We start from the raw sequence: 25619 nt of genomic DNA, 5'->3' as shown, positions 1-25619 counted from the left end.
CATGACCTGAAGCCTTCCGTACCCCGCCCCCCGGCGGTGAAACACGCGAAGCCATCTCGCATCCAGGGCATCTGACGGTAGAGCGCCTTCGTACCGCTTTGTTCAGTTCCGAAGAACTTCCGTCAGCGCCATCGCACGGAGCGCCGCCCGCTTTGCGGACGTACGGGCACCGGGTGTCGTACGTCCACCTTCCGGGCGCAGCGCTGCGCCGCGCGCCCGCCGCTGACGGCCGCCTCGTGAAGGAGCCCGTCATGTCGATGATCCGTGACCTGCGTGCAGCCGTCCGCCCCGCTCTGCGCCGCACCCGTAACTCCAGTGACTACGACGCGACGCGTGACCCGTCGGTCACCAGCGCCGTGGTCGACTGCGCGGTCTACCGCGACGGCAAGCGGGTCAGCGACCACGTGAGCCCGGCGCAGGCCATGGAGCGGGTCCGCGAGGAGGGCGGGTTCGCCTGGATCGGGCTGCATGAGCCGACCGAGCGCGAGTTCGCGGGGATCGCCCAGGAGTTCGGGCTGCACCCGCTGGCGGTCGAGGACGCGGTGCAGGCCCATCAGCGGCCCAAGCTGGAGCGGTACGACGACACCCTCTTCACCGTCTTCAAGACCATCCACTACGTCGAGCACGCCGAACTCACCTCGACCAGCGAGGTGGTGGAGACCGGTGAGGTGATGTGCTTCACCGGCCGGAACTTCATCGTGACCGTGCGGCACGGCGGCCAGGGCTCGCTGCGCGCCCTGCGCCACCGGCTCCAGCAGGACCCCGAGCTGCTCGCCAAGGGCCCCTCCGCGGTGCTGCACGCCATCGCCGACCAGGTCGTCGACGGCTATCTCGCGGTCGCCGACGCGGTCCAGGACGACATCGACGAGGTCGAGATCGATGTCTTCTCGGCCGCGACCTCCCGGCGGGGCGGCGACGCGGGCCGGATCTACCAGCTCAAGCGCGAGGTCCTGGAGTTCAAGCGGGCCGTCTCGCCGCTGCTGCGGCCGATGCAGCTACTGAGCGAGCGGCCGATGCGGCTGGTGGACCCCGACATCCAGAAGTACTTCCGCGACGTCGCGGACCATCTGGCGCGGGTCAACGAGCAGGTGCTGGCCTTCGACGACCTGCTGAACTCGATCCTCCAGGCCAATCTGGCGCAGGCCACGGTCGCGCAGAACGAGGACATGCGGAAGATCACGTCCTGGGCGGCGATCTTCGCCGTGCCGACGATGATCGCGGGGATCTACGGCATGAACTTCGACTACATGCCGGAGCTGCGCTGGAAGTTCGGCTACCCGACCGTGCTCGTCGTCACCGTGGGCATCTGCTTCGCGATCCACCGCGGTTTCAAGCGCAACGGCTGGCTGTAGGCGCAACGGCCGACTCCAGGGCCGGACGGCGGACGGACGGGCCCCCTATCGGCCGGGCCCGTCCGAAGGGGCCTTGGCTCGTCCGAAGGGGCCTTCGGACGGGCCCGGGCGGGACTTCCTGCCGTCCGCCATGATGACCAGCGCGAGCCCGCCGAGGATCACCGCGAGCGCCGGGTAGGCGGCCACGGGCGGCATCTGGCCCAGCCACAGGGCCGCGATCAGGGCCGCCCCCGGCGTCTCCAGCAGGATCGCGGTCGAGGTGACGGAGGGGCCGAGGCCCTTGACCACCCGGTTGATGAGGGTGTGCCCCAGCAACTGTGCGGTGACCGTCAGCACCGCCAGCTGCAGCCAGGTGGTGCCGCTGTAGCCGCCGAGCCGCGCGCCTGCCACCAGGCAGGTCAGCAGCAGGAGCACGCTGGTGGTGGCGTAACAGACGTAGGCGTACGCGGTGGTGCTCACCGAACGGCGCACCTCCGCCCCGAGCAGCACGTACCCGGCCGCCGCCACCCCGCCCAGCAGCGCGAGCGCGTCGCCCAGCAGGGCGCGTGGGGAAGCGGACAGATCGACGCCGGTGAGTATCACCACACCGAGGATCGCGAGCCCCATGCCCAGCCAGGCGAGCGTGGGTGGGCGGTGGCCGCGCAGCCGCAGCAGCAGCGCCGTCCAGATGGGGGTCGTGGTCACCAGCGCGGTCGAGGAGGCCACGGAGGTCATGTGCAGGCTCGGCAGCCAGGCGCCGAAGTGCACCGCGAGCAGCGCCCCCGCCCCGACCGACAGCAGCGCCGCCCGGCGGCCCATCCCGCGCAGCTCGCCCCGGTGGCGCCATAGCGCGAACGGGGTGAGCGCGCCCACCGCCATGGCGTTGCGCCAGAAGGCGATGGCGAGCGCGGGCGCCACCGTCGCGGCGGCCAGCGGCGCGGAGAGCGAGACACCGGCGATGGCGACCGTAAGGAGCGTGATGTCGACGGGAACGCCACCACCGGGACGACCGCCGTCACCGGGTGCGGCGGGGGTGGCGGTGTGGGCTGGGGTACGGGCGGTGGGCACGGCGCCAGCGTAAGGCGCATGAACATAAGACGGAACTGACATTTCACAGGCTGGGACGGGTGCGTGACTGGCCTAGGCTGTCGGCATGACGCAGACGCCGATGGACCGTGCCCTTGTCGAGGAGGCGGCCAAGAAGTCCGCCCTCATCTGGGTCCAGGGCACCGAAGGCGCCCCGCGCGCCCTGTGGCACATCTGGCACGAGGGCGCGGTCTGCCTCGTCGGGGACGGGCCCCAGGAGCAGCCCCTCCAGGGCCTCGGACTGACCGACGGCGGAAGCGCCACGGTGACCGTGCGCAGCAAGGACAAGGGCGGGCGGCTGGTCGGCTGGCCCGCGCGGGTGGTCGAACTGGCCCCGGGCGGCGAGGCGTGGACCGCGGTGGTCGACGAGCTCAAGGGCAAGCGGCTGAACGCGACGGACGCCGACCACATCGCGGAGCGCTGGGCGCGCGAATGCCGGGTGCTGCGGCTGGAGCCCACGCCCGGGGCGCTCGCCGAACACCCCACCGGCTCCCTGGCGGCGGCCCCGCTGCCGTCCCCGGCGACCACCCGTCGGCCGATCCCGGCGGCGCTCCCGAAGCTCCTCGCCCGCCGCAAGAAGCGCGCCCGTGGCGCCCGTAAGGACGCGTTGTAGCTTCTGACGCCGGGTAAGGCCGGGGCCTGGCTCCGACGCCCGTAAGGCCGCGGTCCAGCCCTGACACCCGCCGTAAGGACGCGTCCTGGCCCTGACGCCCGGTAAGGACGCGCCCTGGCTTCAAGGACGCGTCCTCGCCGCCCATACGGGCGCTCGCGACTACGGCGTCCGCGGGGCCGGCTACGGCGCCTCCGGGATCTGCTGCCCGTAGTCGAGCACATGGCCCTTCTCCGGGGCGGCGAGCTTGAAGCCCTTGTTCCAGTCCGCGAGCTGGATCACGCCGGCGCCGCCCGCCCGCTGCAGCCGCAGCGGATAGGGCCGGCCCTCCAGGGAGACATCGAGCGATCCGCCCTCACCGGCCTTGCCGGCGCTGATGCGGATCGTCCGTACGCCGCCCACCTGTCCGTGGTCGCCCGTGGCGACCTTGCCGTGCAGGCCGAGCAACCCGTCCAGCAGCAGCTTCATATCGGTGAAACCGCTGAGCCGCTGGTAGGAGGGGTCGCCGGAGGGGACCTTCACATACTTGTCGTCCAGCTTCCCGGCCGCGCCGGCCGCGCCGCCGTGTCCCTCGTCCCCGCCGTCGTGTGACCAGAAGCCCGCGTCGGCCTTGAGGTAGAGCTCCTTGCCGACGCGCAGCAGCTCGAAGCTGGAGCCCTTGGTGGAGACCTGGCCCGTGCCGCCGTCGGCCTTGAGCCGCATGTTCAGCTTGTAGGTGGCTCCCTGGGTGACGAGCGTGCCGGAGAGCCGCACCGAACTCGCGCCGGCGACCGCCTGACGGGTCTTGCTCTCGATCTTCGTGGCGGGGAGCTTTCCCACACCGTTCGTCCCCGCGTCGGGGTCCTGCTCCCCACCGCCGCCGCCACACGCGACGAGCGTGGCGGCCAACCCCGCGCACATCGCCGCAACGACAGCCCTGTTCCGGGTGCGCACGTCCGCTCTGCCTCCTGATGCCGGTGCAGTAGGGCAGCGTACCGGTGCCGTCCCGCGGTGTCCGCAGGGTGCCGTACCGCCCTCGCCCGGCGGCAGGGCAGGTGCGGGCACGTTAGCCTGAACCCGGTGAAGAGCGGATCATTACCTTGAATGACCACAAAACCCCATATACGAGGGGAGGCAGGGCATGCCGGCAGGCGCCCCCCGGGTCTTCGTCTCGCATCTCGCGGGCGTCGCCGTCTTCGACCCGAACGGCGACCAGGTGGGACGAGTGCGCGATGTCGTGGCGATGCTGCGGCTGGCCGGCCGCCCGCCGCGGGTGCTCGGCCTGGTGGTCGAGGTGATCGGCCGCCGCCGGATCTTCCTGCCCATGACGCGGGTGACCGGTGTGGAGTCCGGCCAGGTCATCACCACCGGTGTGCTCAACATGCGCCGCTTCGAACAGCGCCCCACCGAGACCCTGGTCCTCGGCGAACTGCTCGACCGCACGGTGCGGGTGGTCGAGACCGGCGAGCCGGTGACGGTCCTCGACGTGGCGATGACCCAGCTGCCCGCGCGCCGGGAGTGGGAGGTCGACAAGGTCTTCGTACGCCGCGGCAAGACCGGCGCGCTGCGCCGCCGCGGCGAGGCGCTGACCGTGGACTGGTCGGCGGTCACCGGATTCTCGCTGGAGGAGCAGGGACAGGGCGTGGAGAACCTGCTGGCCACCTTCGAGCAGCTGCGCCCCGCCGACCTGGCCAATGTGCTGCACCATCTGTCCGCGAAGCGCCGGGGCGAGGTGGCGGCGGCCCTGGACGACGAGCGGCTCGCGGACGTCCTGGAGGAGCTGCCCGACGACGACCAGGTGGAGATCCTCGGCAAGCTCAAGGAGGAGCGCGCGGCCGACGTCCTGGAGGCCATGGACCCCGATGACGCGGCCGATCTGCTCTCCGAGCTCCCCGAACCCGACAAGGAGCGGCTGCTGGACCTGATGCGCCCCCGCGACGCGGCGGACATGCGGCGGCTGATGTCGTACGAGGAGGGGTCGGCGGGCGGTCTGATGACGACCGAGCCGATCGTGCTGCGCCCGGACGCCACCATCGCGGACGCGCTCGCCCGGGTGCGCAACCAGGACCTGACGCCCGCGCTCGCCGCCCAGGTCTATGTGTGCCGCCCGCCCGACCAGACGCCCACCGGCCGCTATCTGGGCGTCATCCACTTCCAACGGCTGCTGCGCGACCCGCCGTTCACCCTCGTCGGGGCGTCCGTCGACACCGATCTGCCGACGCTGCCGCCGGACACCCCGCTGCCCGTCGTCGCCGGCCATCTGGCCACCTACAACCTGCTCGCGGCGCCCGTCGTGGACGAGACCGGCTCCCTGCTCGGCGCCGTGACGGTCGACGACGTGCTGGACCATCTGCTGCCCTCCGGCTGGCGGGAGCGCGAGCTGTACGCCGGGATGGCGCTGCCGGAGGCCGCCGATGGACGGTGAGGGCGTCCGGCTGGACCGGCCCAAGGCGCGGCGCCGCAATCCGCTGCCGCGCTGGGACCCCGAGGCTTTCGGCAGGGCGTCGGAGCGGATCGCGCGCTTCCTGGGCACCGGGCGGTTCATCGCCTGGATGACCGCCTTCGTCGCCTTATGGCTGGCCTGGAACATCCTGGCGCCGTCGCGGCTGCGGTTCGACCCGTTCCCGTTCATCTTCCTGACGCTGATGCTCTCGCTCCAGGCGTCGTACTCCGCCCCGCTGATCCTGCTGGCCCAGTACCGCCAGGCCGACCGCGACCGCGTCAACCTCGAACAGGACCGCAAGAGGAACGAAAGGTCGATCGCCGACACCGAGTTCCTCACCCGGGAGATCGCGGCGCTGCGGACGGGCCTGGGCGAGGTCGCCACCCGCGACTGGCTCCGCGACCAGCTGGAGGACCTGCGCCAGGAGCCGGACGGCGGACGGAGCGCCCCGCGGCCCGGCGCCCACGGCGAACCCCCGGCCGATTGAGGAACGCGACCGCTGACGGCCATCCCGCCTCCCGCCCGCGGCGCCGTACCATCTCCATATGGCTACCGACACCCTCCCAGCGCCGAGCGAAGACGCGGTACGCGCCGCGCTCGCTACGGTCAACGACCCGGAGATCCACAAGCCGATCACCGACCTCGGCATGGTCAAATCCGTCGAGATCGCGGCGGATGGCTCGGTCGCCGTAGTGGTCTACCTCACAGTCTCCGGCTGCCCGATGCGGGACACGATCACCAGCAGCGTGCGGACGGCGGTCGCCGAGGTCGAGGGTGTGACCGGGGTCACGGTCGAACTCGATGTGATGAGCGACGAGCAGCGCCGTGAGCTGGCCACCTCGCTCCGCGGCGGCCAGGCCGAGCGCGAGGTGCCCTTCGCCAAGCCCGGCTCGCTGACCCGGGTCTACGCGGTGGCCTCCGGCAAGGGCGGCGTCGGCAAGTCTTCGGTGACGGTCAACCTGGCCGCCGCGATGGCCGCCGACGGGCTCAAGGTCGGCGTGGTGGACGCCGACATCTACGGCCATTCGGTGCCCCGCATGCTGGGCGCCGACGGACGGCCCACCCAGGTCGAGAACATGATCATGCCGCCGTCGGCGAACGGCGTGAAGGTGATCTCGATCGGGATGTTCACCCCCGGGAACGCCCCGGTGGTCTGGCGCGGCCCGATGCTGCACCGCGCGCTCCAGCAGTTCCTGGCCGATGTCTACTGGGGCGACCTCGATGTGCTCCTGCTCGACCTCCCCCCGGGCACCGGCGACATCGCGATCTCCGTCGCCCAGTTGGTGCCCAACGCCGAGATCCTGGTGGTGACGACGCCGCAGGTGGCTGCCGCCGAGGTCGCCGAGCGGGCCGGTGCCATCGCCGTCCAGACCCATCAGAAGATCGTCGGCGTCGTGGAGAACATGTCCGGGCTGCCCTGCCCGCACTGCGACGAGATGGTCGACGTCTTCGGCACCGGCGGTGGCCAGGTGGTCGCCGACGGACTCAGCCGGACCACCGGCACCACGGTGCCGGTGCTGGGCTCCATCCCGATCGACGTACGGCTGCGCGAGGGCGGCGACGAGGGGAAGCCGGTCGTGCTGACCGACCCCGACTCCCCGGCGGGCAGCGCGCTCAAGGCGATCGCGGGCAAGATCGGCGGACGCCAGCGCGGCCTCGCGGGCATGTCGCTGGGCGTCACCCCGCGCAACAAGTTCTGAGCGCGCGCTCGGCCACGGCCTTACGGCTCGCGCTCGGCAACGGCCACGGCCTTACGGTTCAGGGGCGGCTTCCTCGGGAAGCCGCCCCTGAGCCTTTGGCGCCTGCCTTACGAGTCGTAGCGGGTGATGTCCTTGACCACCGCGAACCCCAGGCCGTAGGCGCTCATCCCGCGCCCGTACGCGCCGATGTGCACGTCCTCGCCCGCCGTTCCGGCCAGCACCCAGCCGTACTCCGACTCGCGGTAGTGGAAGTCGGTCGGCACCCCGTCCACCGGGAGCGAGAGCTGCGACCAGTTCTCGCCCTCCAGATCGTCCGCCAGCTCCCAGGCGATCGCGGTCTGCTGGTCCAGCCAGTCCTGGCGCAGCACCCGCTCCATCCGCGTCGGCCAGGTGCACGACAACAGACCGGACCCGGCCAGCCAGGCGGCCGAGGAGACCGAGGTGGCCTCCAGCTTGCCGGTGCCGTCGGCGCTGTCCCGCCCCGGGCGGCTGGCGACGGTGACGACCACCGTGAAGCGCTGCTGGTCCATATCGGTCTCGACGCGCAGCGACGGCTCCTCGCCATGGCCGGTCGAGCCGTACTCGACGATGCCATCGGCCGCCGCGCCCACCTGCATCAGCCAGCGGGGGCCGGTGAACGCCTCGTCAAGCCCGTACCAAGGAAAGCCGGCCATCAGATAGCCGTCGACGCTCCGCCGGGCATCGGCGGGCATCCCCTGCGCAGCCGCTGCCGCCCCTCGTTCCCCTAGCCGACCCGTGGTCTCCATGTGCGCGCGGCCTCCTCGTTGCCCTGCGTTGTGGGCGGCCCGCCCCCTCGGGCGACCCTCACCCCGGACAAAGGGAGGATAGCCATACGGGTCAACCAGGCCGGGCATACGGGGGGATCAAGTGGCGTCGGAGTCGAAAGGCGGACGCTCCTCGCGGCTCGGCTCCTCGCGCTTGCGCAGCAGGTCAGGCGTGCTGGAGTCGCCCTTGGACAGGGACGGCGGGGTGGTGCCGGAAGCCCCTGAAGAGCCCTGCGGCGAATCACTCTCCCGGCCGTTCACCGCGTCGGCGACCTCCGCCATCTCCTTACGGAGGTCGAAGCCGTTACGGATCTCCTTCAGGCCGAGCTCATCGGAGTCCATCACATGCTTGCGCACGAAGGTCTTGGGGTTGAGGTCCTCGAACTCGAAGTCCTTGAACTCCGGCCCCAGCTCGGAGCGGATGTCCTCTTTGGCGCTGTCGGAGAACTCCCGGATCTTCCGGATGAACTGCGAGACATCCCGAATCACCTTCGGGAGCTTGTCCGGGCCGAAGACGAGCACCGCAAGGACAACGAGCGCGACAAGCTCGAGAGGTCCTATGTCCAACACCTTGCAGCTCCTCAAGACGTCTGGGGCCCCGGCCTGGGCCACTCAACACCGTACCTGGCGGCGGGGTCGGCGCGGGAGACGGCCGGGCCAACATCGCGCGTCAGCCGCTGCTCGCCGAACCCAGGGTCAGCTCCGCGGTGCGCTTCTTACCGCCGCGCTTGACGGTGAGCGCGAGCCGGTCGCCGGGGCGGTGGCTGCGGATCTTCACGATCAGCTCCTGTCCGCTGTGCACCGGGACGCCGTCCACCTCCATGATCACGTCACCGGCCTTGATCCCCGCCTTGTCGCCGGGGCCGCCGGAAGTGACCGGCGGGCCGCTGCCGGCGCCCTTGGTGTTCACCCGGGCGCCGTCGCCCGTGTAGCCCATGTCGAGGGTCACGCCGATCACCGGATGGGCGGCCTTCCCGGTGTTGATCAGCTCCTCGGCGACCCGCTTGCCCTGGTTGATCGGGATGGCGAAGCCCAGGCCGATGCTGCCGCCCTGGCCGCCGCCGAGGCCCGAGCCGTCGTCGGCCGCCCGGATCGCGCTGTTGATCCCGATGACCCGCCCCTTGCGGTCGACCAGAGGGCCGCCGGAGTTGCCCGGGTTGATCGGCGCGTCGGTCTGCAGCGCGTCGACATAGCTGACGTCGCTGCCGTCCTCCTTCTCGCCGCCCGCGGTGATGGGGCGCTCCTTGGCGCTGATGATCCCGGAGGTGACGGTGCCCGCCAGGTCGAAGGGGGCGCCGATGGCCACGACGGGGTCGCCGACGCGCACGGAGTCGGAGTTGCCCAGCGGCAGCGGGGTGAGCCCGGAGACGCGGTCGACCTTGACGACCGCCAGGTCATAGCCGGTGTCGCGGCCGATGATCTCGGCCTTGGCGTCCTGGCCGCTGTTGAACGTCACCGATATGTCGCCGTCAGCGCCGGCGGGCTGGACGACATGGTTGTTGGTGAGGATGTGGCCCTGCTTGTCGAGGACGAAGCCGGTGCCGGTGCCCTCCTCCGAGCTGCCGCGCACATGGATGGTCACCACGCCGGGCAGCGAGCTGGCGGCGATCCCGGCGACGCTGCCCGGGGCCCTGGCCTCCTTCTCGACCGGGGCCTGCGGCAGCTTCACATCGACGCCGCCGGAGGCGTTGTCCCGCTCCGCGTACGCGCCGATGCCGCCGCCGACGCACCCCGCGACCAGGGCGATCAGCAGCACGGCGATCCAGGCGCCGCGGCGGGAGACCGTCTTCGGCGTCTTGGGCGCGGCGGGCGGCGGGACCACGGTCCAGGGGTCGTAGCCGCGCCACTGGGCGGTCGGGGCGGGCTGCGCCATCGGGGCGGGCCGGTGGGGATCCGCGGGCCCCACAGGGAGCTGTGTGCCGTGGGGCGGGGTCATCCCGGGGTGCGGCGGCATGGGCGCAGGCGCGCTCTGCCCCGGTACGTGGCCCGCGGCGGGCGGCAGGGTGGTGCCGTGGGGCGGGGTCATCCCGGGGGCCGGGGGCGGTGCCTGGGGCGTCCCCGGGGCCTGGGGCGTCCCGGAGGCCTGGGGCGGCGTCTGAGGCGGTGCCTGGGCCATACCGGGGGCCGGGGGCGGTGCCTGGGCCATACCGGGCGGGACATGCGTGCCCTGCGCGGGGGTCGCCACCGGGTGCTGGACGGGCGGGGCCGGGGCCCAGGGCCCGGGGCCGCCGTAGGGCGGGGTGCTGTACGGGTCGGGCTCGTGCAACGGCCGGGGCGCCGGCTCCTCGGGCACGCGGCCCTCCATGAGCGCGTCCACCGGCTCCACCGGCTCCACCGGCTCCACCGGCTCCGGCGGCGCCTGCGCGGCGGCAGCCTCCGTACGCTCCTCGGCGCCCTCCGCCGTGTCGCTCGACTGGTCGCCGGGCCGTGCGGCGACCGGGCGGCTCCACCACTTCGGCTTCGGCTTGGGAGCCTTCGGCTCGTCCATGATCTCCCTCTTTTTGGAGGCTCGGTTCGCCTCCGGGGCGCTTTAGCCTCCCCCAGCTACCGCTGGGAGGTGCCCCCTGTCGACGGTCGACCGTGCTCGGCCCCTTCGTTCCTCAGGGGCCTGCGCGCGCTCTCCCTTTCGACAGCGACGCGCCCCTTCGGCTCACTCGCCGGAAGACCCAAGCCCCCGGAGGCTATACGGCACCCTTCAGCTCGCCCCCCTGCCACCGCAGGGAGGTGCCCCCCGCCAGAAGAACCAAGCACCCGGATGCCCTGCGGCACCCTTCGGGCTTGCCCCAGCTACCACTGGGAAGTTCCCCCGGCCGGAAGACCCAAGTATCCGGGACCCGGGCACCGCGCCCCTCGGCTCACCTGCCCGAGCCGCGCTGCCCGGAGCCGATTCAATCAGGTCCGTCGACGCTCGCGCAGGGCGGATGTAAAGACCTTGTCATGATCGGCAAAGAGACGGGCGGCCGGCGACATCGCGCCGTCACCGCCGTCGCACTACTTCGGGGGCGCGCTGACCCCGAGATACGGCGAGCCGCCCGACGTGGGCCGGGACGGGACCTCCAGCTGAGTCGGCGCGGGGGCCGGGGGCGTGGAGTTCGACATCCGCAGCAGCTCCGTGACCGAGAGAATCGGCTGTATCAGCGGATTCAGCGCCGCCCCGACGGGCTGGCGCAGGGCCGGTGGATGCGGGGTGGCCGTCGGGGACGGGGTGCCCGTCCGGGTGCCCGTGGTGGCCAACAGCCCCACCTCCTGGCGGGTCCGCTCCCGGACGCCCGTGCTCACGGCGGCGTCGGCGTCGACCGGGGCGACCGCGGTGTCGGCACCGTCGACCGAACTTCCCGGGGGGTCGACCGCCGCGTCCAGCGGAAGGGCCGCGCCGAGCGCGAAGGCCGCCAGCGACACCGCTCCGGCCGCCGCGAAGGCGAACCTGCGGCGCGCCGCGGGGCGCTCGACCTCATGGATCCTGAAGCCGCGCTGGCGTGAGGCACGAGCCGATGCCGCCGGTGCGATCGCGGTGCCCGGGGGCATCGCGGGCACGAAGGCGAACGCCCGCTCCCGTCTCTCCTCCGGCTCCCGGACGTCACGCCGCTCACGGACGTCCCGTGGGGCGCCGCGCATCTCGCGCGGGCCGAAGACGCTCGGGCCCCCGAAGGGGGAGCCGCCCATACCGTCGTCGCCCGCGGCCGGCAGGCCCTGCAGACGCGCCAGAAAGCCCTCGGACGGTGCCGGGGGCGCCGTCTGGGCGAACACGTTTTTCAGCCGACGCTGAGCATCGGCTTCCGCCTTGCACTTGCAGCAGGTGGCGAGATGGGCGAGGACGCGCTCACGCGCGTCATGCCCCAGCTCACCGTCGACCAGAGCCGCAAGGCGGTCGCCGAGATGCTGCTCGGCGGGGGACGGACCGCCTGATCGGGTCACGCGATTCCGACCTCCCCGCTCAGCCGGGGGGCCGTGACACTCGGCGCCACCGCGGCGACCTCATGCTGCTGACCGGTCCGCGCCGCGGGGGCACGGTGCTGCAGCGCCTTGCGCAGATGCGAGCGGCCGCGGTGGATGCGGCTGCGCACGGTGCCCAGCTTGACGCCCAGAGTGGCCGCGATCTCCTCGTACGACAGCCCCTCGATGTCACAGAGCACCACGGCGGCGCGGAACTCCGGGGCGAGGGTGTCCAGCGCCTGCTGCACATCGGCGTCGAAGTGGGTGTCGTTGAAGTGCTGCTGGGGAGAGGGCTCGCGGCTGGGGAGCCGCTCCGCCGCGTCCTCGCCGAGGGCGTCGAAGCGGATGCGCTGCCGACGGCGGACCATGTCGAGGAAGAGATTGGTGGTGATGCGGTGCAGCCAGCCCTCGAACGTGCCCGGGGTGTACGTCGACAGCGAGCGGAAGACGCGGACGAACACCTCCTGGGTGAGATCCTCGGCGTCGTGCTGGTTACCGGTGAGCCGGTAGGCGAGGCGGTAGACCCGTGCGCTGTGCGTGCTGACGATCTCCTCCCAGGTAGGAGGCGTCCACGCCGACGCGTCCGCGTCCGTGGCGAAGGTCGCGGTGGTGGCAGGCTCGGCGAGGGGGGCACCTCCCGTGCCCTTTGGGCTACGGGGGCGAGAACGGTCAGCGGTGTTGGTCACGGATTTCGGCTCGCCCGCTGACCTGCGAAAGCGCTTCAGCACTCGCCGGTCACCGGCCGCAGCCGCACCTCCCCTGTCGGCTCTGGTGGTCTCCAGTAGAGCCCCTACCATATCCACCTCGCCCGTTAGCTCCGGATAAGCATTTTTGACCTGCATTTGGTCGTGATCCATACGGTCCCCCCGGCTTCTACAACGCCTGGTCCCATCTGCGGGTTCCCGAGCGCAGCGGATACAGTCACCGTTGCGCCAACTACGGGGACAGGAGAGGGTCATTACCGGCAACCGGCAGACGAGCTGGGCGTTCGCCGACGCGTTCGTCGCCGAGGACGAAGCCCTTCACTGGGCCCGTGACCGGGCCCGGGAGGCAGGGCTGCGCTCGGTGTCGGCGGGCACCGGCGCCGCGCTGCGGCTGCTCGCTGCCGCCGCCGATGCCAAGGTCGTCGCCGAGATCGGCACCGGGACGGGTGTCTCGGGGATCCATCTGCTGCGCGGGATGCGCCCGGACGGCGTGCTGACCACCGTGGACACCGAACCGGAGATGCAGCAGTTCGCCCGCCAGGCGTTCCGCGCGGCCGGGTTCACCGGGAACCGGGCGCGCTTCATCCCCGGCCGCGCCCTGGATGTGCTGCCCCGGCTGGCCGACGGCGGATACGACCTGGTCTTCTGCGACGGCGACCGGCTGGAGTGCCTGGACTACCTCGCCGAATCGTTGCGTCTGCTGCGGCCCGGCGGGCTGGTCTGCTTCGAGGGGGTCTTCACCAACGGGCGGACCGTGGACTCCGCCGCCCAGCCCACTGAGGTGCTGCGGGTGCGCGAGCTGCTGCGGACCGTACGGGAGTCCACCGTGCTGCAGTCGTCCCTGCTGCCGGTCGGCGACGGCCTGCTCTGCGCGGTCAAGCGGGGCTGAAACGGCCGATCCGGCCGGTCCCCCGCCTCGTACCGGAACCCCTTACATGCGCTGCCCCGGCGGTCGGTACCTGACGTACCGGCCGCCGGGGCAGCGCGCGGGTGATGGTGGGCCCCAAGCCGTCAGCCGACGACCTTCTTCAGGGCGTCGCCGAGGGCGTCGGCCTCGTCCGGTGTCAGCTCGACGACGAGCCGACCGCCGCCTTCGAGCGGAACGCGCATGACGATGCCCCGCCCCTCCTTGGTCACCTCGAGCGGGCCGTCGCCCGTCCGCGGCTTCATGGCCGCCATGCTCGTTCCCCTTCCTGAAACCAGCTCATCGCAGCCGACAACCCAGGTGTCACCGGCATCGAACACGTTGCTTCACTCTCATTATCCCGCATGGCATGACCCGATGACCAACATCGGTCGGCAACGCCTGTACGAGGCGGTCCCCCAAAACCACCCAATTCGGGGAGGGGGTCGCGGTAGCTTACGCCCGCCGTCACCGAACGAAGGGTCGGTTCTTTGACGCAGGTCACATGTCGGTCGGTCATGATCTCCGGCATGCTGTGCGCTGACCGCCGCGGCGGGTCCCCTCGCGGGCCCGCCGGTGCGGCCGCCGCCCGAGCCACCCGCCAACTTGCCTCGCCCCACCGCCGGAGGACCGCCATGGCCGACACCGTGCTCTACGACCTCGCCGAGGGCCTCGCGACGATCACGCTCAATCGTCCCGACGCGATGAACGCCCTGAACATCGACACCAAGGTGGCACTGCGCGACGCGCTGCTGCAGGCCGCGGAGGACCCGGCGGTGCGGGCGGTGCTGCTCACCGGCTCCGGGCAGCGGGCCTTCTGCGTCGGCCAGGACCTCAAGGAGCACATCGGCCTGCTGGCCGCCGACCGTGACGGCAGCGGCGGGGGCTCGACCATGAGCACGGTCGCGCTGCACTACAACCCGATCGTCACCGCGATCGCCGGGATGCCGAAGCCGGTCGTCGCCGCCGTCAACGGCGTCGCGGCGGGCGCCGGGGCGGGCTTCGCCTTCGCCGCCGACTACCGGATCATCGCCGACACCGCCTCCTTCAACACCTCCTTCGCCGGGGTCGCGCTGACCGCCGACTCGGGAGTCTCCTGGACCCTTCAGCGGCTGATCGGATACGGCCGCGCGGCGGATCTGCTGCTCTTCCCGCGCGGTATCGACGCCCAGGAGGCGCTCGACTTGGGCATCGCCCACCGGGTGGTCCCGGCCGACGAGCTGGCCGACCAGGCGGCGGCGGTCGCCCGGCGGCTGGCCGAGGGCCCCACCGCGGCCTATGCGGCGCTCAAGGAGTCCCTGGCCTTCGCCGCGGGCCACACCCTCACCGAGTCCCTGGCGATGGAGGACGAACTGCAGCGCCGCGCGGGGGCCTCGGACGACCACGTGATCGCGGTGAACGCGTTCGTGAACAAGGAGAAGCCGAGGTTCACCGGCCGCTGACCGGCTCGCTCCGGCCGCCGGCGGCCGGGGCTCAGACCGCGTCGCGGCCGGGGCGCTCAGACCGCGTCGCGGCTGTGGCAGTCGGCCAGATGGTCGTTGACCAGGCCGCATGCCTGCATCAGGGCGTAGGCCGTGGTGGGGCCGACGAAGCGGAAGCCGCGCTTCTTGAGGTCGCGGCTGAGGGCCGTGGACTCCGGGGTGATCGCGGCGACATCGGTGGCGGTCCGCGGCACCGGGCGGCCGTCGGGGGCCGGGGCATGGGACCAGATCAGCTCGTCCAGCTCACCGGGTGCCAGGGCCGCCGCGGCGCGGGCGTTGGAGATGGTGGCGGCGATCTTGGCCCGGTTGCGGATGATCCCGGGGTCGCCGATCAGCCGCTGCTCGTCGGCCTCGGTGAACTCCGCGACCTTCGCGATCGAGAAGTCGGCGAAGGCGGCCCGGAACCCCTCCCGGCGGCGCAGGATCGTCAGCCAGGACAGCCCGGACTGGAACGCCTCCAGGCAGATCCGCTCATAGAGCGCGTCATCGCCGTGGACCGGGCGGCCCCACTCCGTGTCGTGATAGACGCGGTAGTCGGCCATGGTCTCGGCCTCCAGGCCCCAGGGACAGCGCAGCAGACCGTCCGGCCCCGGAACCGCACCTTGCCCGCTCATGCGCCCTGCCCTTCGTAGCCGTGTCCCTCATGGCCGCGCCCGTCGTAGCCGCGCCCCTCGAAGAGGTTTCCCTCGAAGCCGTCTTCGTCGCAGCCGGGCCACTCGGGGCCGGGGCCCTCGCGGCCGCTCCGCCCGAAGCCGTGGTCGCTCTCCGGGGCCGACAGGGAATCGGGGCCGGGCCCGGGGGGCGACGACGGCTTCGGGCGCGGGCCCGCGAGCGCCGCCTCCAGCTCGGCGATCCGGGCGTCGCGCTCGGCGAGCTCGGCACCGAGGCGGCCCAGCACATCGTCGACGTCAGCCATCCGGTAGCCCCGCAGCGTCATGGGGAGGCGCAGCGCCTCCACATCGGCGCGCGCCAGCGGCCGGTCGGCGGGCAGCGGCTCGTCCAGCCGGTCCGGGGGCGCCTCGGTGAGCGGGCCGTCACCGCCGCCGACGACGGCGAGCGTGACCCCGCCGACCACCACGACCAGCGCGATCAGCAAGAACAAGAACACGGTGATCGTCTCCCCGTCAGATGCATGGTTGAGTCTGTGTCCGTCGGCCTCGATAACTGTCTGCACCGATCGTGCCATGCCCCTCCGACAGTTATCGTCGCTGCCCGCAACCTGGAAGAAGACGTGAAGGAAGTTCGGATGCTGCGGCTGGGACGACGTGAGTTCGGCGAGAACGAGCGAGTGATCATGGCGATCGTGAACCGGACACCGGATTCCTTCTACGACCAGGGGGCGACCTTCCGCGACGAGCCCGCCCTGGCCCGTGTGGAGCAGGCGATCGCGGACGGCGCCGCGATCATCGACATCGGCGGCGTCAAGGCCGGACCGGGTGACGAGGTGAGCGCCGAGGAGGAGGCGCGCCGCACGGTGGGCTTCGTGGCCGAGGTGCGCAGGCGCCATCCGGACGTGGTGATCAGCGTGGACACCTGGCGCCATGAGGTCGGCGAGGCGGTCTGCGCCGCGGGCGCGGATCTGCTCAACGACGCCTGGGGCGGGGTCGACCCCAAGCTGGCCGAGGTCGCCGCCCGCCACGGCGCCGGGCTGGTGTGCACCCACGCGGGCGGGGCCCGGCCGCGCACCCGCCCGCACCGGATCGGCTACGACGATGTGGTGGAGGACATCCTGCGGGTCACCCTGGACCTCGCGGAGCGCGCCCTCGAACTGGGGGTGCGGCGCGACGGGATCATGATCGACCCGGGCCATGACTTCGGTAAGAACACCCGCCACTCACTGGAGGCCACGCGCCGGCTGGGCGAGCTGACGGAGACCGGCTGGCCCGTCCTGGTCTCGCTGTCCAACAAGGACTTCGTCGGCGAGAGCCTGGACCGGCCGGTCAAGGAGCGGCTGATCGGCACGCTCGCGACGACCGCCGTATCGGCCTGGCTGGGGGCCCAGATCTACCGGGTGCACGAGGTGGCCGAGACCCGTCAGGTGCTGGACATGGTGTCGTCCATCGCGGGCCACCGGCCCCCGGCGGTCGCCCGCCGGGGACTGGCCTGAGGGGAAACCCGCCGGGGACCGGCCCGGCGGGGCGACCAGGAGCGTGCCGTCAGAGGCCGACGTGCCGTCAGACGCCGGACTCCTTGGTCACCAGCTCGATCACCTCGTCGATGTCGTCGGTGAGGTGGAACAGGTCCAGATCGTGCGCGGACGCCTTGCCCTCCGCGATCAGGGTGTTCGTGAGCCAGTCGACCAGGCCCTTCCAGTAGGCGCTGCCGAAGAGGACGATCGGGAAGCGGGTGACCTTCTTGGTCTGGACGAGGGTGAGCGCCTCGAAGCACTCGTCAAGTGTGCCGAGCCCGCCGGGAAGCACCACAAACCCCTGGGCATACTTCACAAACATCGTTTTTCGCACGAAGAAGTAGCGGAAGTTGACGCCGATGTCGACGTACGGGTTCAGGCCCTGCTCGAACGGCAGCTCGATGCCCAGGCCGACCGAGACGCCGCCCGCCTCGGTCGCGCCGCGGTTGGCGGCCTCCATCGCGCCCGGGCCGCCGCCGGTGATCACCCCGAAGCCCGCCTCGACGAGGCCCCGGCCGATCCGCACCCCCGCCTCGTACTCCGGGGACCCCTCGGGCGTACGGGCGGAGCCGAACACGCTGATCGCCGGGCCGAGCTCCGCCAGGGTGCCGAAGCCCTCGACGAACTCCGACTGGATGCGCATCACCCGGAACGGGTCCTCGTGCACCCAGTGCGTGGCCCCCTGGGTGTCCAGAAGCCGCTGATCGGTCGTCTCGGGGCGCATCTGGTCGCGGCGGCGCACGACCGGGCCCAGACGCTGCTCGTGCAGCGCTCGCTCTTCTTCGGCGTTGCCCACTGTGTGCTCCCTTCGCCAAGACCAAGATCTGGTCAAGATCTGTTGTTCAGGGTAGGCCCCCTCGGGCGGCTTGGAGCCGAAATCCCGGCCACGCTCACCCACCGAACCGCTGATCACAGGTCCAACGGCCGCCCGGCGCCGCCGGGCAACGCAATCCAGCCCCTCCGGCGCTTGAGGAGCGGGGTCCAGGGGCGGAGCACCGGCGGGGGCCGGGGCCGGGCCCCCACGCGGCGGGTCCGGCCGCCCGGCGCCGCTAGTGGGCCAGCCAGGCGCGCAGTCGTTCTTCGGCCTCCAGGACGGCGGCGACCGGTACGTGCTCCTCGCGGGTGTGGGCCAGCTTCGGATCGCCGGGCCCGTAGTTCACGGCGGGCACGCCGAGCGCCGAGAAGCGGGCGACATCGGTCCAGGCGTCCTTGGGGGCCACCTCCACCCCGAGCGTCGCCACGAGGGCGGCGGCCGACGGGTGGCCGAGACCGGGCAGGGCGCCGGGCGCGCTGTCGGTGAGCTCGATGTCGAAGCCGGTGAAGACCTCGCGGACGTGCGCGAGCGCCTCCTCCTCGGAACGGTCGGGGGCGAAGCGGAAGTTCACGGTCACCGTGCAGAAGTCCGGGATGACGTTGGTCGCGTGGCCGCCGTCGATCCGTACCGCGTTGAGGCCCTCGCGGTAGGTGAGCCCGTCGATCTCCGCCCGCCGGGGGACGTATCCGGCCAGCCGGTCCAGGATCGGCGCGGCCTTGTGGATGGCGTTCTCACCGAGCCAACTGCGCGCGGAGTGGGCGCGCCGCCCCTGCGTCTTCACCCGTACCCGCAGCGTGCCCTGGCAGCCGCCCTCGACCTTGCCGTCGGTGGGCTCCAGCAGCACGGCGAAGTCCCCGGCCAGCCACTCGGGGTGGTTCCTGGCCAGCCGCCCCAGCCCGTTGAGCTCGGCGGCGACCTCCTCGTGGTCGTAGAAGACGAAGGTGAGGTCGCGATTGGGCTCGGGCACGGTGGCGGCCATGCGCAGCTGTACGGCGACGCCGGACTTCATATCGGAGGTGCCGCAGCCCCACAGCACGCCGTCGTCGTCGAGGCGGGAGGGCACGTTGTCGGCGATCGGCACGGTGTCCAGATGGCCCGCCAGCACGACCCGCTCGTCCCGCCCGAGGTTCGTACGGGCGACGACGGCGTCCCCGTCCCGGTCGACCGTCAGATGCGGCAGGGCCCGCAGGGCCTGCTCCACGGCGTCGGCGAGCGCCTTCTCCTCACCGCTGACCGAGGGGAAGTCGACGAGCCGGGCGGTGAGCCGGGCCGCGTCCAGGGACAGGTCGAGTTCTGGGTGTGCCATACGGCCGACCCTAGCCGGTCGGCCCTCGCGCCCTGCGGCCCCGGCCACGGCGGCCCAGGCGGCCCGGGCCACGGCCCCGGCGGCCCAAGCGGCTCGCGACGTGGTGTTCCCCACCCCGCGTCCGTGATCCGGCGGGGCCGCGCGAGCTCCAGTACCGTGTGGCGCGTGCCCCTGTCCGTCTTCTCCCACCGCGCCCGGCTGCTGCGGGCGGCGGTCGCCTGTGCCGTACTGCTGGCGCTGGCCGGATACCTGGCGGCGCAGTTGCTGACGGGTGGTGTGGGACCGCCGCGCTGTGTCGTACGGGCGAACGGTGAGGATGTGCGGCTCTCCCCCGAACAGACCGTGAACGCCGCCACGATCGAGGCCGTGGCCGCCTCCCGCGGACTGCCGGAACGGGCCGTCACCATCGCGCTGGCCACCGCCCTGCAGGAGTCGGGGCTGCGCACCATCCGCCACGGGGACCGGGATTCGCAGGGGCTGTTCCAGCAACGCCCCTCCCAGGGCTGGGGCAGTGTGCGGCAGATCCGTGATCCGGTCTACGCCGCCGGGAAGTTCTACGACGACCTGGTGCGGTTGCCCGGCTATTCGCGGCTGCCGCTGACGGTGGCGGCGCAGCGGGTGCAGCGCAGCGGTTTCCCGCAGGCGTACGCGAAGCACGAGACCGAAGCGGTGGTGCTGACCGGCGCCCTCACCGGGCGCTCCGGGGCGGCCCTCAGTTGCCCGGGGCCGCCGGACGACGGTCAGGCGGGCGATCCGGTGCGCGTACGGGCGTCGCTGAAGCGGGAGTTCGGCTCCGAGACGGAGTCGCGGCCGGCCTTGGCCGGGCGCGGCGGCGGCAAGCAGGCCGCCCCCTCGCCGCACACGGTGGTGGTTCCGGTGCCGAAGGCGGCGGCTCCGGGGCGCGCGGGGCAGCGCGGCTGGGAGATCGCGCACTGGGCGGTGGCCCACTCGGACGAGTTGCGCATCGAACGTGTCTCTTACGGCGAGCGCGAATGGAACGCCCGGAATTCCGCGGCGGGTTGGCGTCCGGCCAAGGGGATTTCCGGGGCGGAAGTGCGGATCTTCACCATGCGATAGCGCATGGAGTCACCGCAGTTCAGGGCGGTTGACGGCGCATTGTGCGGCACATACGGAGGAATGGTCCGGGCGTATTACACGCAGAACCGGATAATGCGACGCATTGCCAACTCTTTGCCCTGTCTCACCGCAACCTTCGCGGGGTTCACGCGGTATTCACAGCGTCCGAATCGCCGGGCACCGCACGCCAATTGTCCCTCCGCCAAAGGAGAACCATGTCCCTCCCTCTCACCCGTCGGATCGCCCGGGCCGCACTGCTGGTCGCGGCGAGCGCGGCACCCGTCGTCGGCGCCGCCGGGGTCGCGAGTGCGGCGGAGCCGGCCCAGCCGCAGTCCTCCAAGCTGGGGCTGTCCTCATTGGACGCCGCCTCGGTCGGTGAGGTCGCCGACGTGGCCTCGCAGCAGGTCGGGAGCACGGCCGGGGACGTCAGCAGCAAGGCCGGCGGGACCGTCAAGGAGATCCTGCCGGGCAGGACCGCCCCGGCGAACGTGGCCCCGGCCAAGCCCGCCCAGCCTGTCAAACCCGCGAAGCCGGCCAAGGGCGCGAAGGCCACAAAGGCCGCCCCGGCCAGGGCCGCCCACGCCAAGGTCGCCGGAAAGGGCGAGGGCAGGGCCCTCGGACACGGGAAGGGCAAGGGCGGCGCCCACGCCAAGGGCAAGGGCAAGGCGGCCAAGCCCGCCCAGGCCGCCGCCCCGCAGGCCCCGCAGGCCCCCGCGCCCAGCGCCCCGCAGGGCCCGGACCTCCCGGTCAAGGACCTGCCGATCAAGGGCCTGCCGCTGCTCGGCTGATCTCGCCGGACCAACACGGGGCCCGGGGAGTCTCGTACTCCCCGGGCCCCTTCGCCTCTTTCAGCCCGACAGTCGCCGGGCCGCCGCCGCCACGCGCTCGTCGGTCGCCGTGAACGCGACCCGGACGTGCCGCTCCCCCGCCGTGCCGTAGAACTCGCCCGGGGCCACCAGGATGCCCAGCTCGGCGAGGGCGGCCACGGTGTCCCAGCACGGCTCGTCCCGCGTCGCCCACAGATACAGCGACGCCTCGCTGTGCTCGATGCGGAAGCCCTGGCCCTCCAGCGCCGACCGCAGCGCGGCCCGGCGCCGCTCATAGCGCTCGCGCTGCGCCGTCACGTGCTTGTCGTCGCCGAGCGCCGCGACCGTGGCCGCCTGCACGGGTGCGGGCACCATCATCCCGCCGTGCTTGCGGATCTTCAGCAGCTCGCCCAGCACCGCCTCGTCACCGGCGAGGAAGGCCGCCCGGTAGCCCGCCAGATTGGACCGCTTGGACAGCGAGTGGACCGCCACCAGCCCCTCGAAGGACCCGCCGGAGATGTCCGGGTGGAGCACGGAGACCGGGTCCGCCTCCCAGCCCAGCTCCAGGTAGCACTCGTCGCTGACCACCAGCACCCCGTGGGCACGGGCCCAGGCGACCGCGGTGCGCAGCTCGCCCTTGGACAGCACCCGGCCGGTGGGGTTGGACGGGGAGTTGAGCCACAGCAGCTTCAGCCCGGCCGGGTCGAGGTCGGTGCCCGCGGCGCCAGCCGCAAATGTCCGCGTGTCGTACGGCACCGGCTCGGCGCCCGCCAGCCGCGCGCCCACCTCGTACGTCGGATAGGCGAGCCGCGGGAAGGCGACCCGGTCGCCGGGGCCCAGGCCCAGTTGCGCGGGCAGCGAGGCCACCAGTTCCTTCGAGCCGACCACCGGCAGCACCTGGGTGTGGGTCACCCGGGCCGCGCCCAGCCGCCGCTCCACCCAGCCGGTGAGGGCGTCGCGCAGCGCGGCCGTGCCCCAGACGGTCGGATAGCCGGGGCTGTCCGAGGCGTCGGCGAGGGCCGCGCGGATCAGCTCGGGGACCGGGTCGACGGGGGTGCCCACCGAGAGGTCGACGATGCCGTCGCGGTGGGCCGCGGCGATCGCCTTGTACGGTTCGAGCCGGTCCCAGGGGAAGACCGGGAGGCGGGCGGATACGGGTGGCACGGGGTGGCTCACTTTCTTCGGAACTGCCCGGGTTCTGCGAACTGCCCGGGCCGAGGGCCCGGGAACCCGGTGGATTCCGGCCGAACCGGTGGACCCCGGGGAGACCCGGGACCCGAGGGAACGCCGGGAGCGCCCGGGAAAACAGCCCGGTCCCGCAGGCCACAGGCCATACGGGACCGCCGGCTGCTTCCGGGCGCTGTCGCCGGGGCAGGGTTACTCGTCGTGCTCCTGCGGCGGAAGCGCGGCGACGAAGGGGTGGTCCCGCTCGATCAGGCCGAGCTTGCTCGCACCACCGGGCGAACCGAGCTCGTCGAAGAACTCGACGTTCGCCTTGTAGTAGTCCTTCCACTCCTCGGGAGTGTCGTCCTCGTAGAAGATCGCCTCGACCGGGCAGACCGGCTCACAGGCCCCGCAGTCGACGCATTCGTCCGGGTGGATGTACAAGGACCGCTGGCCCTCGTAGATACAGTCGACGGGGCACTCCTCGATGCACGCCTTGTCTTTCAGGTCGACACAAGGCTGCGCGATGACGTAGGTCACGCTGTCGTTCCTCCTCGTTAGGGCTGCTATCGCGCGGGAGCGCGGCGTCGTCGATGCCCGCACCTAGTATCTCCGTTCTTGGGCACCAGACGCACATGAGGGGCTGACTGAGCTGTGGATTTCACCACTGGCGGACGTCTTGAAGTCCGGATCACCCCGGATGACGTGGGAAAACGCGTCTCGGTCAGATTGATCACCGGGGAGCGTGAGCCCGCCCCCACCTTCACCGACGTGGTCGGTGTTCTCACATCGTGGACCGAGGGCTCGCTCTCCATCACGCGGCGCACCGGTGAGGCGGTGCGGATCGCGGAATCGTCCCTGGTGGCGGGCAAGGTGGTGCCCGCCGCCCCGGCCCGCCGCCGTGGCCCCGCCGCGACCGCGCCCGAGCTGGACCGGGTCGCCGCCAGGGCCTGGCCGCCCATGGTCAGCGAGCCGCTGGGCGAGTGGACGCTGCGCGCCTCGGGCGGATTCACCCGGCGCGCCAATTCGGTACTGCCCCTCGGCGACCCCGGGACGGGTCTCGACGAGGCGCTGCGCCGGGTGACCGACTGGTACGCGGCGCGGGAGCTGCCCGCGTACATCCAGGTCAGCACGGGCGCCGAGGGCACCCAGGAGCTGCTCGCGGCGGAGCTGGAGGGCCGCGGCTGGACGCGTGAGGTCTCGTCGCGGATACGCATCGCGGCGCTCGCCCCCATCGGGGACCTGGACGCCGACGCCTCGGCGGTGACGCTCTCCCGCCGGCTCGACGACGCCTGGCTGGCCCGCTACCAGCGGTCGTCCGGCAAGCCCTCCCCCGAGGCGCGGACGGTGCTGTCGGGCGGCCCGTCCGTGTGGTTCGCCACCGTGGCGGGGCGGGGGGGAGAGGCCCCGGACGCGATCGGGCGCTGTGTCGTGGACGGCCGCTGGGCCGGATTCGCCGCCGTGGAGGTCGCCCCGGAGCGGCGGCGCCAGGGCCTGGCCAAGGCCGTGATGACGGCGCTGGCCCGCAAGGCGCTCGACGAGGGTGCTTCGGCCGCGTATCTCCAGGTGGAGACGGACAATGACGGTGCGCAGGCCCTCTACGAGGGCATGGGCTTCACCGTCCACCACAGCTACCATCACTGGCGCGCATCTGGACAGGATGTGCGCTGAGCAGGGTACGAGTCGGCTATGCCACGGATGAACGACACGTCCCGCCGCCGGCGTTTCGCCGACGCGGCCCGCGAAGAGCGCCCCGATCTGGCGCTGCTGTGCCTGCTGGTCGGCATGGAGGCCGATGCCGAACTGGACGAGGCCGGACTCGACGAAGCGCAGATCGAGCTCGACCGGCTGGCCGGTCAGCTCCCCTTCTCCCCCGGCGGCCCCGAGGACTGGGCCGCCGCGCTGGCCCGCCTCCTCGGCGAGCGCCATGACTTCCGGGGCGTCCCGGCCGACTACCAGCGGCTGGGGTCCTCGCTCCTCCACACGGTGCTGCGGCGCCGCCGTGGACTGCCGATCCTGCTGTCCGTGGTGTGGATGGAGGTGGCGCGGCGGGCGGGCGCGCCGGTGTACGGGGTGGCGCTGCCGGGCCACTTCGTGGTCGGCTTCGGCGATCCTTACGGAGGCCATGTGCTGGCCGATCCGTTCGACGGCGGGCGGCCGCTGTCCAGTGAGGACGCGGCGACGCTGGTGTCAGGGGCCACGGGCGCCCCACTCTCCGCGTCGATGCTGACCCCGGCCGGGCCGCTGGACATCGTGCTGCGGATCCTCAACAACATCCGCGCTTGGGCGTCCGCCCGCCCCGAGCGCACCGATGTCCGGCTGTGGGCGGTCGAGCTGTCCCTGCTGCTGCCCAGCCACCCGGCCGAGCTGCGCTACGAGCGGGCACAACTCCTGGTGGAGCGGGGCGACTTCATGACCGGCGCCAAGGAGCTGGAGGACTACGCGGAGGTGGTGGAGGCGGTGAAACCCGACGCCGCCGAGACCGTACGCCACGAGGCCCGCGCCGCCCGCGCGATGCTCAACTAGCGGCTGCCTGGCGGGTCCTCGCGCCGGTGGCAGCGGCGGCTGCTCGGCCTCGGGCCCGGCCTTCCAGCCCCTCCGGCGTTTGAGGAGCGGGGCCCAGGGGCGGAGCCCCGGCGGGGGCCGGGGGCCGGGCCCCACGCGGCGGAGCCGCATATCGTCAGGTGTCGGGAAGGGTCGGGGAGGGGAAAGCCCGGGCCGCTACAGCCAGCCCTTTTCGCGGGCGATGCGGACGGCCTCGGCCCGGTTCCGGGCGGCGGTCTTCTGGATGGCCGTGGAGAGGTAGTTGCGGACCGTGCCCGGCGACAAGTGCAGGGCGCGGGCCAGCTCGGCGTTGGTCGAGCCGTCCGCCGAGGCATGCAGCACCTCGCGCTCCCGCGCGGTCAGCGGGCTGGCCCCGTCCACGAGCGCGGCGGCGGCCAGCGTGGGGTCGATGACCCGCTCCCCGCGCAGCACCCGCCGTATGGCGTCGGCGAGCTGGGCCGCCGGGGCGTCCTTGACCAGGAAGGCGTCGGCGCCGGACTCCATGGCGCGGCGCAGATAGCCGGGGCGGCCGAAGGTGGTCAGGATCACGATCCGGATCCCGGGCGCGGCCCGGTGCAGCGCGGCGGCGGCCTCGATCCCGCTCATGCCGGGCATCTCGATGTCCAGCAGCGCCACATCGGGGCGATGGGCCCGGGCGGCGTCCACGACCTCGTCGCCGCGGGCCACCTGCGCGATGACCTCGATCTCGTCCTCGAGCCCGAGGAGCGCGGCCAGCGCCTCCCGCACCATGGACTGGTCCTCGGCCAGCAGTACCCGGATCACGCCCCGCAGCGTATCCGCTCCTCGTCTCCGCTCTTCCGCGC

At 72.4% G+C, this 25619-nt stretch carries 26 protein-coding genes and 1 pseudogene; 12 read left to right on the top strand and 15 right to left on the bottom strand.

Translation table 11 applies throughout. The features are described 5' to 3' along the window. The first annotated feature begins 251 nt into the window (after positions 1 to 251). The gene (locus CGL27_RS30860; RefSeq protein ID WP_078643419.1) at positions 252 to 1352 is read left to right on the top strand and encodes a magnesium and cobalt transport protein CorA; all 1101 of its coding nucleotides are present in this window, start codon (positions 252 to 254) and stop codon (positions 1350 to 1352) included. A gap of 45 nt (positions 1353 to 1397) precedes the next feature. On the opposite strand, the gene CGL27_RS30855 is transcribed toward CGL27_RS30860, so the two are convergent. After that, positions 1398 to 2441 carry a DMT family transporter gene (locus tag CGL27_RS30855; protein ID WP_119991367.1) on the bottom strand — a complete coding sequence of 348 codons (1044 nt, stop codon included), beginning with the start codon at positions 2439 to 2441 and terminating at the stop codon, positions 1398 to 1400. A 43-nt stretch (positions 2442 to 2484) separates the two neighbouring features. Between CGL27_RS30855 and CGL27_RS30850 the strand changes: the two genes are divergently transcribed. Next, a complete protein-coding gene (locus tag CGL27_RS30850; protein ID WP_119991366.1) occupies positions 2485 to 3030 on the top strand; it encodes a hypothetical protein in 546 nt (181 codons plus the stop codon). Positions 3031 to 3210: 180 nt separating this feature from the next. On the opposite strand, the gene CGL27_RS30845 is transcribed toward CGL27_RS30850, so the two are convergent. Next, positions 3211 to 3960, bottom strand: a complete 750-nt coding sequence (locus CGL27_RS30845) for a hypothetical protein (RefSeq protein ID WP_078643414.1) — start codon at positions 3958 to 3960, stop codon at positions 3211 to 3213. Between the two features lie 187 nt (positions 3961 to 4147). Between CGL27_RS30845 and CGL27_RS30840 the strand changes: the two genes are divergently transcribed. From CGL27_RS30840 to CGL27_RS30830, 3 genes are read left to right on the top strand one after another with little or no spacing between them, the layout of a single operon-like run. Then, a complete protein-coding gene (locus CGL27_RS30840; RefSeq protein WP_078643413.1) occupies positions 4148 to 5431 on the top strand; it encodes a CBS domain-containing protein in 1284 nt (427 codons plus the stop codon). Beyond that, positions 5421 to 5936: a DUF1003 domain-containing protein gene (locus tag CGL27_RS30835; protein WP_119991365.1), complete on the top strand. Its 516-nt coding sequence runs from the start codon at positions 5421 to 5423 to the stop codon at positions 5934 to 5936. Before CGL27_RS30840 ends, CGL27_RS30835 begins: the two co-directional genes overlap by 11 nt. Positions 5937 to 5994: 58 nt before the next feature. Then, a complete protein-coding gene (locus CGL27_RS30830) occupies positions 5995 to 7149 on the top strand; it encodes an Mrp/NBP35 family ATP-binding protein (protein ID WP_078643409.1) in 1155 nt (384 codons plus the stop codon). 107 nt (positions 7150 to 7256) lie between these two features. Here the strand turns inward: CGL27_RS30830 and CGL27_RS30825 are convergent, their stop codons facing one another. The 5 genes from CGL27_RS30825 to sigE form a co-directional block, all read right to left on the bottom strand. Next, on the bottom strand, positions 7257 to 7916 hold the full coding sequence (locus tag CGL27_RS30825; RefSeq protein WP_119991364.1) for a hypothetical protein: 660 nt from the start codon (positions 7914 to 7916) through the stop codon (positions 7257 to 7259). Between the two features lie 117 nt (positions 7917 to 8033). After that, positions 8034 to 8504 (bottom strand): sec-independent translocase, encoded by a 471-nt coding sequence (locus tag CGL27_RS30820; RefSeq protein WP_078643406.1) that lies wholly within the window; start codon positions 8502 to 8504, stop codon positions 8034 to 8036. 100 nt (positions 8505 to 8604) lie between these two features. Next, a complete protein-coding gene (locus CGL27_RS30815; protein ID WP_119991363.1) occupies positions 8605 to 10422 on the bottom strand; it encodes a trypsin-like peptidase domain-containing protein in 1818 nt (605 codons plus the stop codon). 503 nt (positions 10423 to 10925) lie between these two features. Continuing rightward, positions 10926 to 11849 carry a zf-HC2 domain-containing protein gene (locus tag CGL27_RS30810; RefSeq protein ID WP_119991362.1) on the bottom strand — a complete coding sequence of 308 codons (924 nt, stop codon included), beginning with the start codon at positions 11847 to 11849 and terminating at the stop codon, positions 10926 to 10928. Continuing rightward, positions 11846 to 12664, bottom strand: coding sequence for an RNA polymerase sigma factor SigE (sigE, locus tag CGL27_RS30805; protein WP_078643402.1), 819 nt, complete (start codon positions 12662 to 12664; stop codon positions 11846 to 11848). Before sigE ends, CGL27_RS30810 begins: the two co-directional genes overlap by 4 nt. Positions 12665 to 12794: 130 nt before the next feature. Between sigE and CGL27_RS30800 the strand changes: the two genes are divergently transcribed. Then, a complete protein-coding gene (locus CGL27_RS30800) occupies positions 12795 to 13460 on the top strand; it encodes an O-methyltransferase (protein ID WP_014054715.1) in 666 nt (221 codons plus the stop codon). 122 nt (positions 13461 to 13582) lie between these two features. On the opposite strand, the gene CGL27_RS30795 is transcribed toward CGL27_RS30800, so the two are convergent. After that, a complete protein-coding gene (locus CGL27_RS30795; protein ID WP_003966491.1) occupies positions 13583 to 13750 on the bottom strand; it encodes a DUF3117 domain-containing protein in 168 nt (55 codons plus the stop codon). Between the two features lie 360 nt (positions 13751 to 14110). Between CGL27_RS30795 and CGL27_RS30790 the strand changes: the two genes are divergently transcribed. Continuing rightward, positions 14111 to 14917, top strand: a complete 807-nt coding sequence (locus tag CGL27_RS30790) for an enoyl-CoA hydratase-related protein (RefSeq protein WP_119991361.1) — start codon at positions 14111 to 14113, stop codon at positions 14915 to 14917. A gap of 56 nt (positions 14918 to 14973) precedes the next feature. Here the strand turns inward: CGL27_RS30790 and CGL27_RS30785 are convergent, their stop codons facing one another. Further along, entirely contained in the window at positions 14974 to 15570 is a 597-nt protein-coding gene (locus tag CGL27_RS30785; protein WP_078643399.1) for a DNA-3-methyladenine glycosylase I, read from the bottom strand. Next, positions 15567 to 16064 (bottom strand): DivIVA domain-containing protein, encoded by a 498-nt coding sequence (locus CGL27_RS30780; protein ID WP_119991360.1) that lies wholly within the window; start codon positions 16062 to 16064, stop codon positions 15567 to 15569. Before CGL27_RS30780 ends, CGL27_RS30785 begins: the two co-directional genes overlap by 4 nt. Before the next feature lie 138 nt (positions 16065 to 16202). On the opposite strand from CGL27_RS30780, the gene folP reads away from it, so the two are divergent. Next, positions 16203 to 17063, top strand: coding sequence for a dihydropteroate synthase (gene folP / locus CGL27_RS30775; RefSeq protein WP_078643397.1), 861 nt, complete (start codon positions 16203 to 16205; stop codon positions 17061 to 17063). A 67-nt stretch (positions 17064 to 17130) separates the two neighbouring features. On the opposite strand, the gene CGL27_RS30770 is transcribed toward folP, so the two are convergent. Together CGL27_RS30770 and dapE are read right to left on the bottom strand one after the other, a co-directional pair. Further along, positions 17131 to 17880 carry a TIGR00730 family Rossman fold protein gene (locus CGL27_RS30770; RefSeq protein ID WP_078643396.1) on the bottom strand — a complete coding sequence of 250 codons (750 nt, stop codon included), beginning with the start codon at positions 17878 to 17880 and terminating at the stop codon, positions 17131 to 17133. A gap of 253 nt (positions 17881 to 18133) precedes the next feature. Continuing rightward, the gene (gene dapE / locus CGL27_RS30765; protein ID WP_078643394.1) at positions 18134 to 19204 is read right to left on the bottom strand and encodes a succinyl-diaminopimelate desuccinylase; all 1071 of its coding nucleotides are present in this window, start codon (positions 19202 to 19204) and stop codon (positions 18134 to 18136) included. Between the two features lie 156 nt (positions 19205 to 19360). Here dapE and CGL27_RS30760 point away from each other — a divergent pair, with 156 nt between their 5' ends. Further along, positions 19361 to 20281, top strand: a complete 921-nt coding sequence (locus tag CGL27_RS30760) for a hypothetical protein (protein ID WP_119991359.1) — start codon at positions 19361 to 19363, stop codon at positions 20279 to 20281. Between the two features lie 215 nt (positions 20282 to 20496). Further along, a pseudogene (locus CGL27_RS30755) lies at positions 20497 to 20685 on the top strand (ATP-binding protein); the annotation flags it as partial. Positions 20686 to 21129: 444 nt separating this feature from the next. Here the strand turns inward: CGL27_RS30755 and dapC are convergent. Further along, the gene (gene dapC, locus CGL27_RS30750) at positions 21130 to 22251 is read right to left on the bottom strand and encodes a succinyldiaminopimelate transaminase (protein ID WP_119991358.1); all 1122 of its coding nucleotides are present in this window, start codon (positions 22249 to 22251) and stop codon (positions 21130 to 21132) included. Between the two features lie 213 nt (positions 22252 to 22464). Then, the gene (gene fdxA / locus CGL27_RS30745; RefSeq protein ID WP_059145256.1) at positions 22465 to 22791 is read right to left on the bottom strand and encodes a ferredoxin; all 327 of its coding nucleotides are present in this window, start codon (positions 22789 to 22791) and stop codon (positions 22465 to 22467) included. 114 nt (positions 22792 to 22905) lie between these two features. On the opposite strand from fdxA, the gene CGL27_RS30740 reads away from it, so the two are divergent. Together CGL27_RS30740 and CGL27_RS30735 are read left to right on the top strand one after the other, a co-directional pair. After that, a complete protein-coding gene (locus CGL27_RS30740) occupies positions 22906 to 23922 on the top strand; it encodes a GNAT family N-acetyltransferase (RefSeq protein WP_119991357.1) in 1017 nt (338 codons plus the stop codon). Positions 23923 to 23940: 18 nt separating this feature from the next. Then, a complete protein-coding gene (locus CGL27_RS30735) occupies positions 23941 to 24777 on the top strand; it encodes a transglutaminase-like domain-containing protein (protein WP_119991356.1) in 837 nt (278 codons plus the stop codon). Positions 24778 to 24972: 195 nt separating this feature from the next. Here the strand turns inward: CGL27_RS30735 and CGL27_RS30730 are convergent, their stop codons facing one another. Continuing rightward, the gene (locus tag CGL27_RS30730) at positions 24973 to 25587 is read right to left on the bottom strand and encodes a response regulator transcription factor (protein WP_086019670.1); all 615 of its coding nucleotides are present in this window, start codon (positions 25585 to 25587) and stop codon (positions 24973 to 24975) included. Between the last annotated feature and the right edge of the window lie 32 nt (positions 25588 to 25619).

This window comes from Streptomyces sp. 11-1-2 (genome assembly GCF_003595545.1).
GTDB classification, from domain to species: Bacteria; Actinomycetota; Actinomycetes; order Streptomycetales; family Streptomycetaceae; genus Streptomyces; species Streptomyces hygroscopicus_B.
Note: the sequence above shows the minus strand (reverse complement) of the source record. Positions and strands in the feature narration are given on the sequence as shown.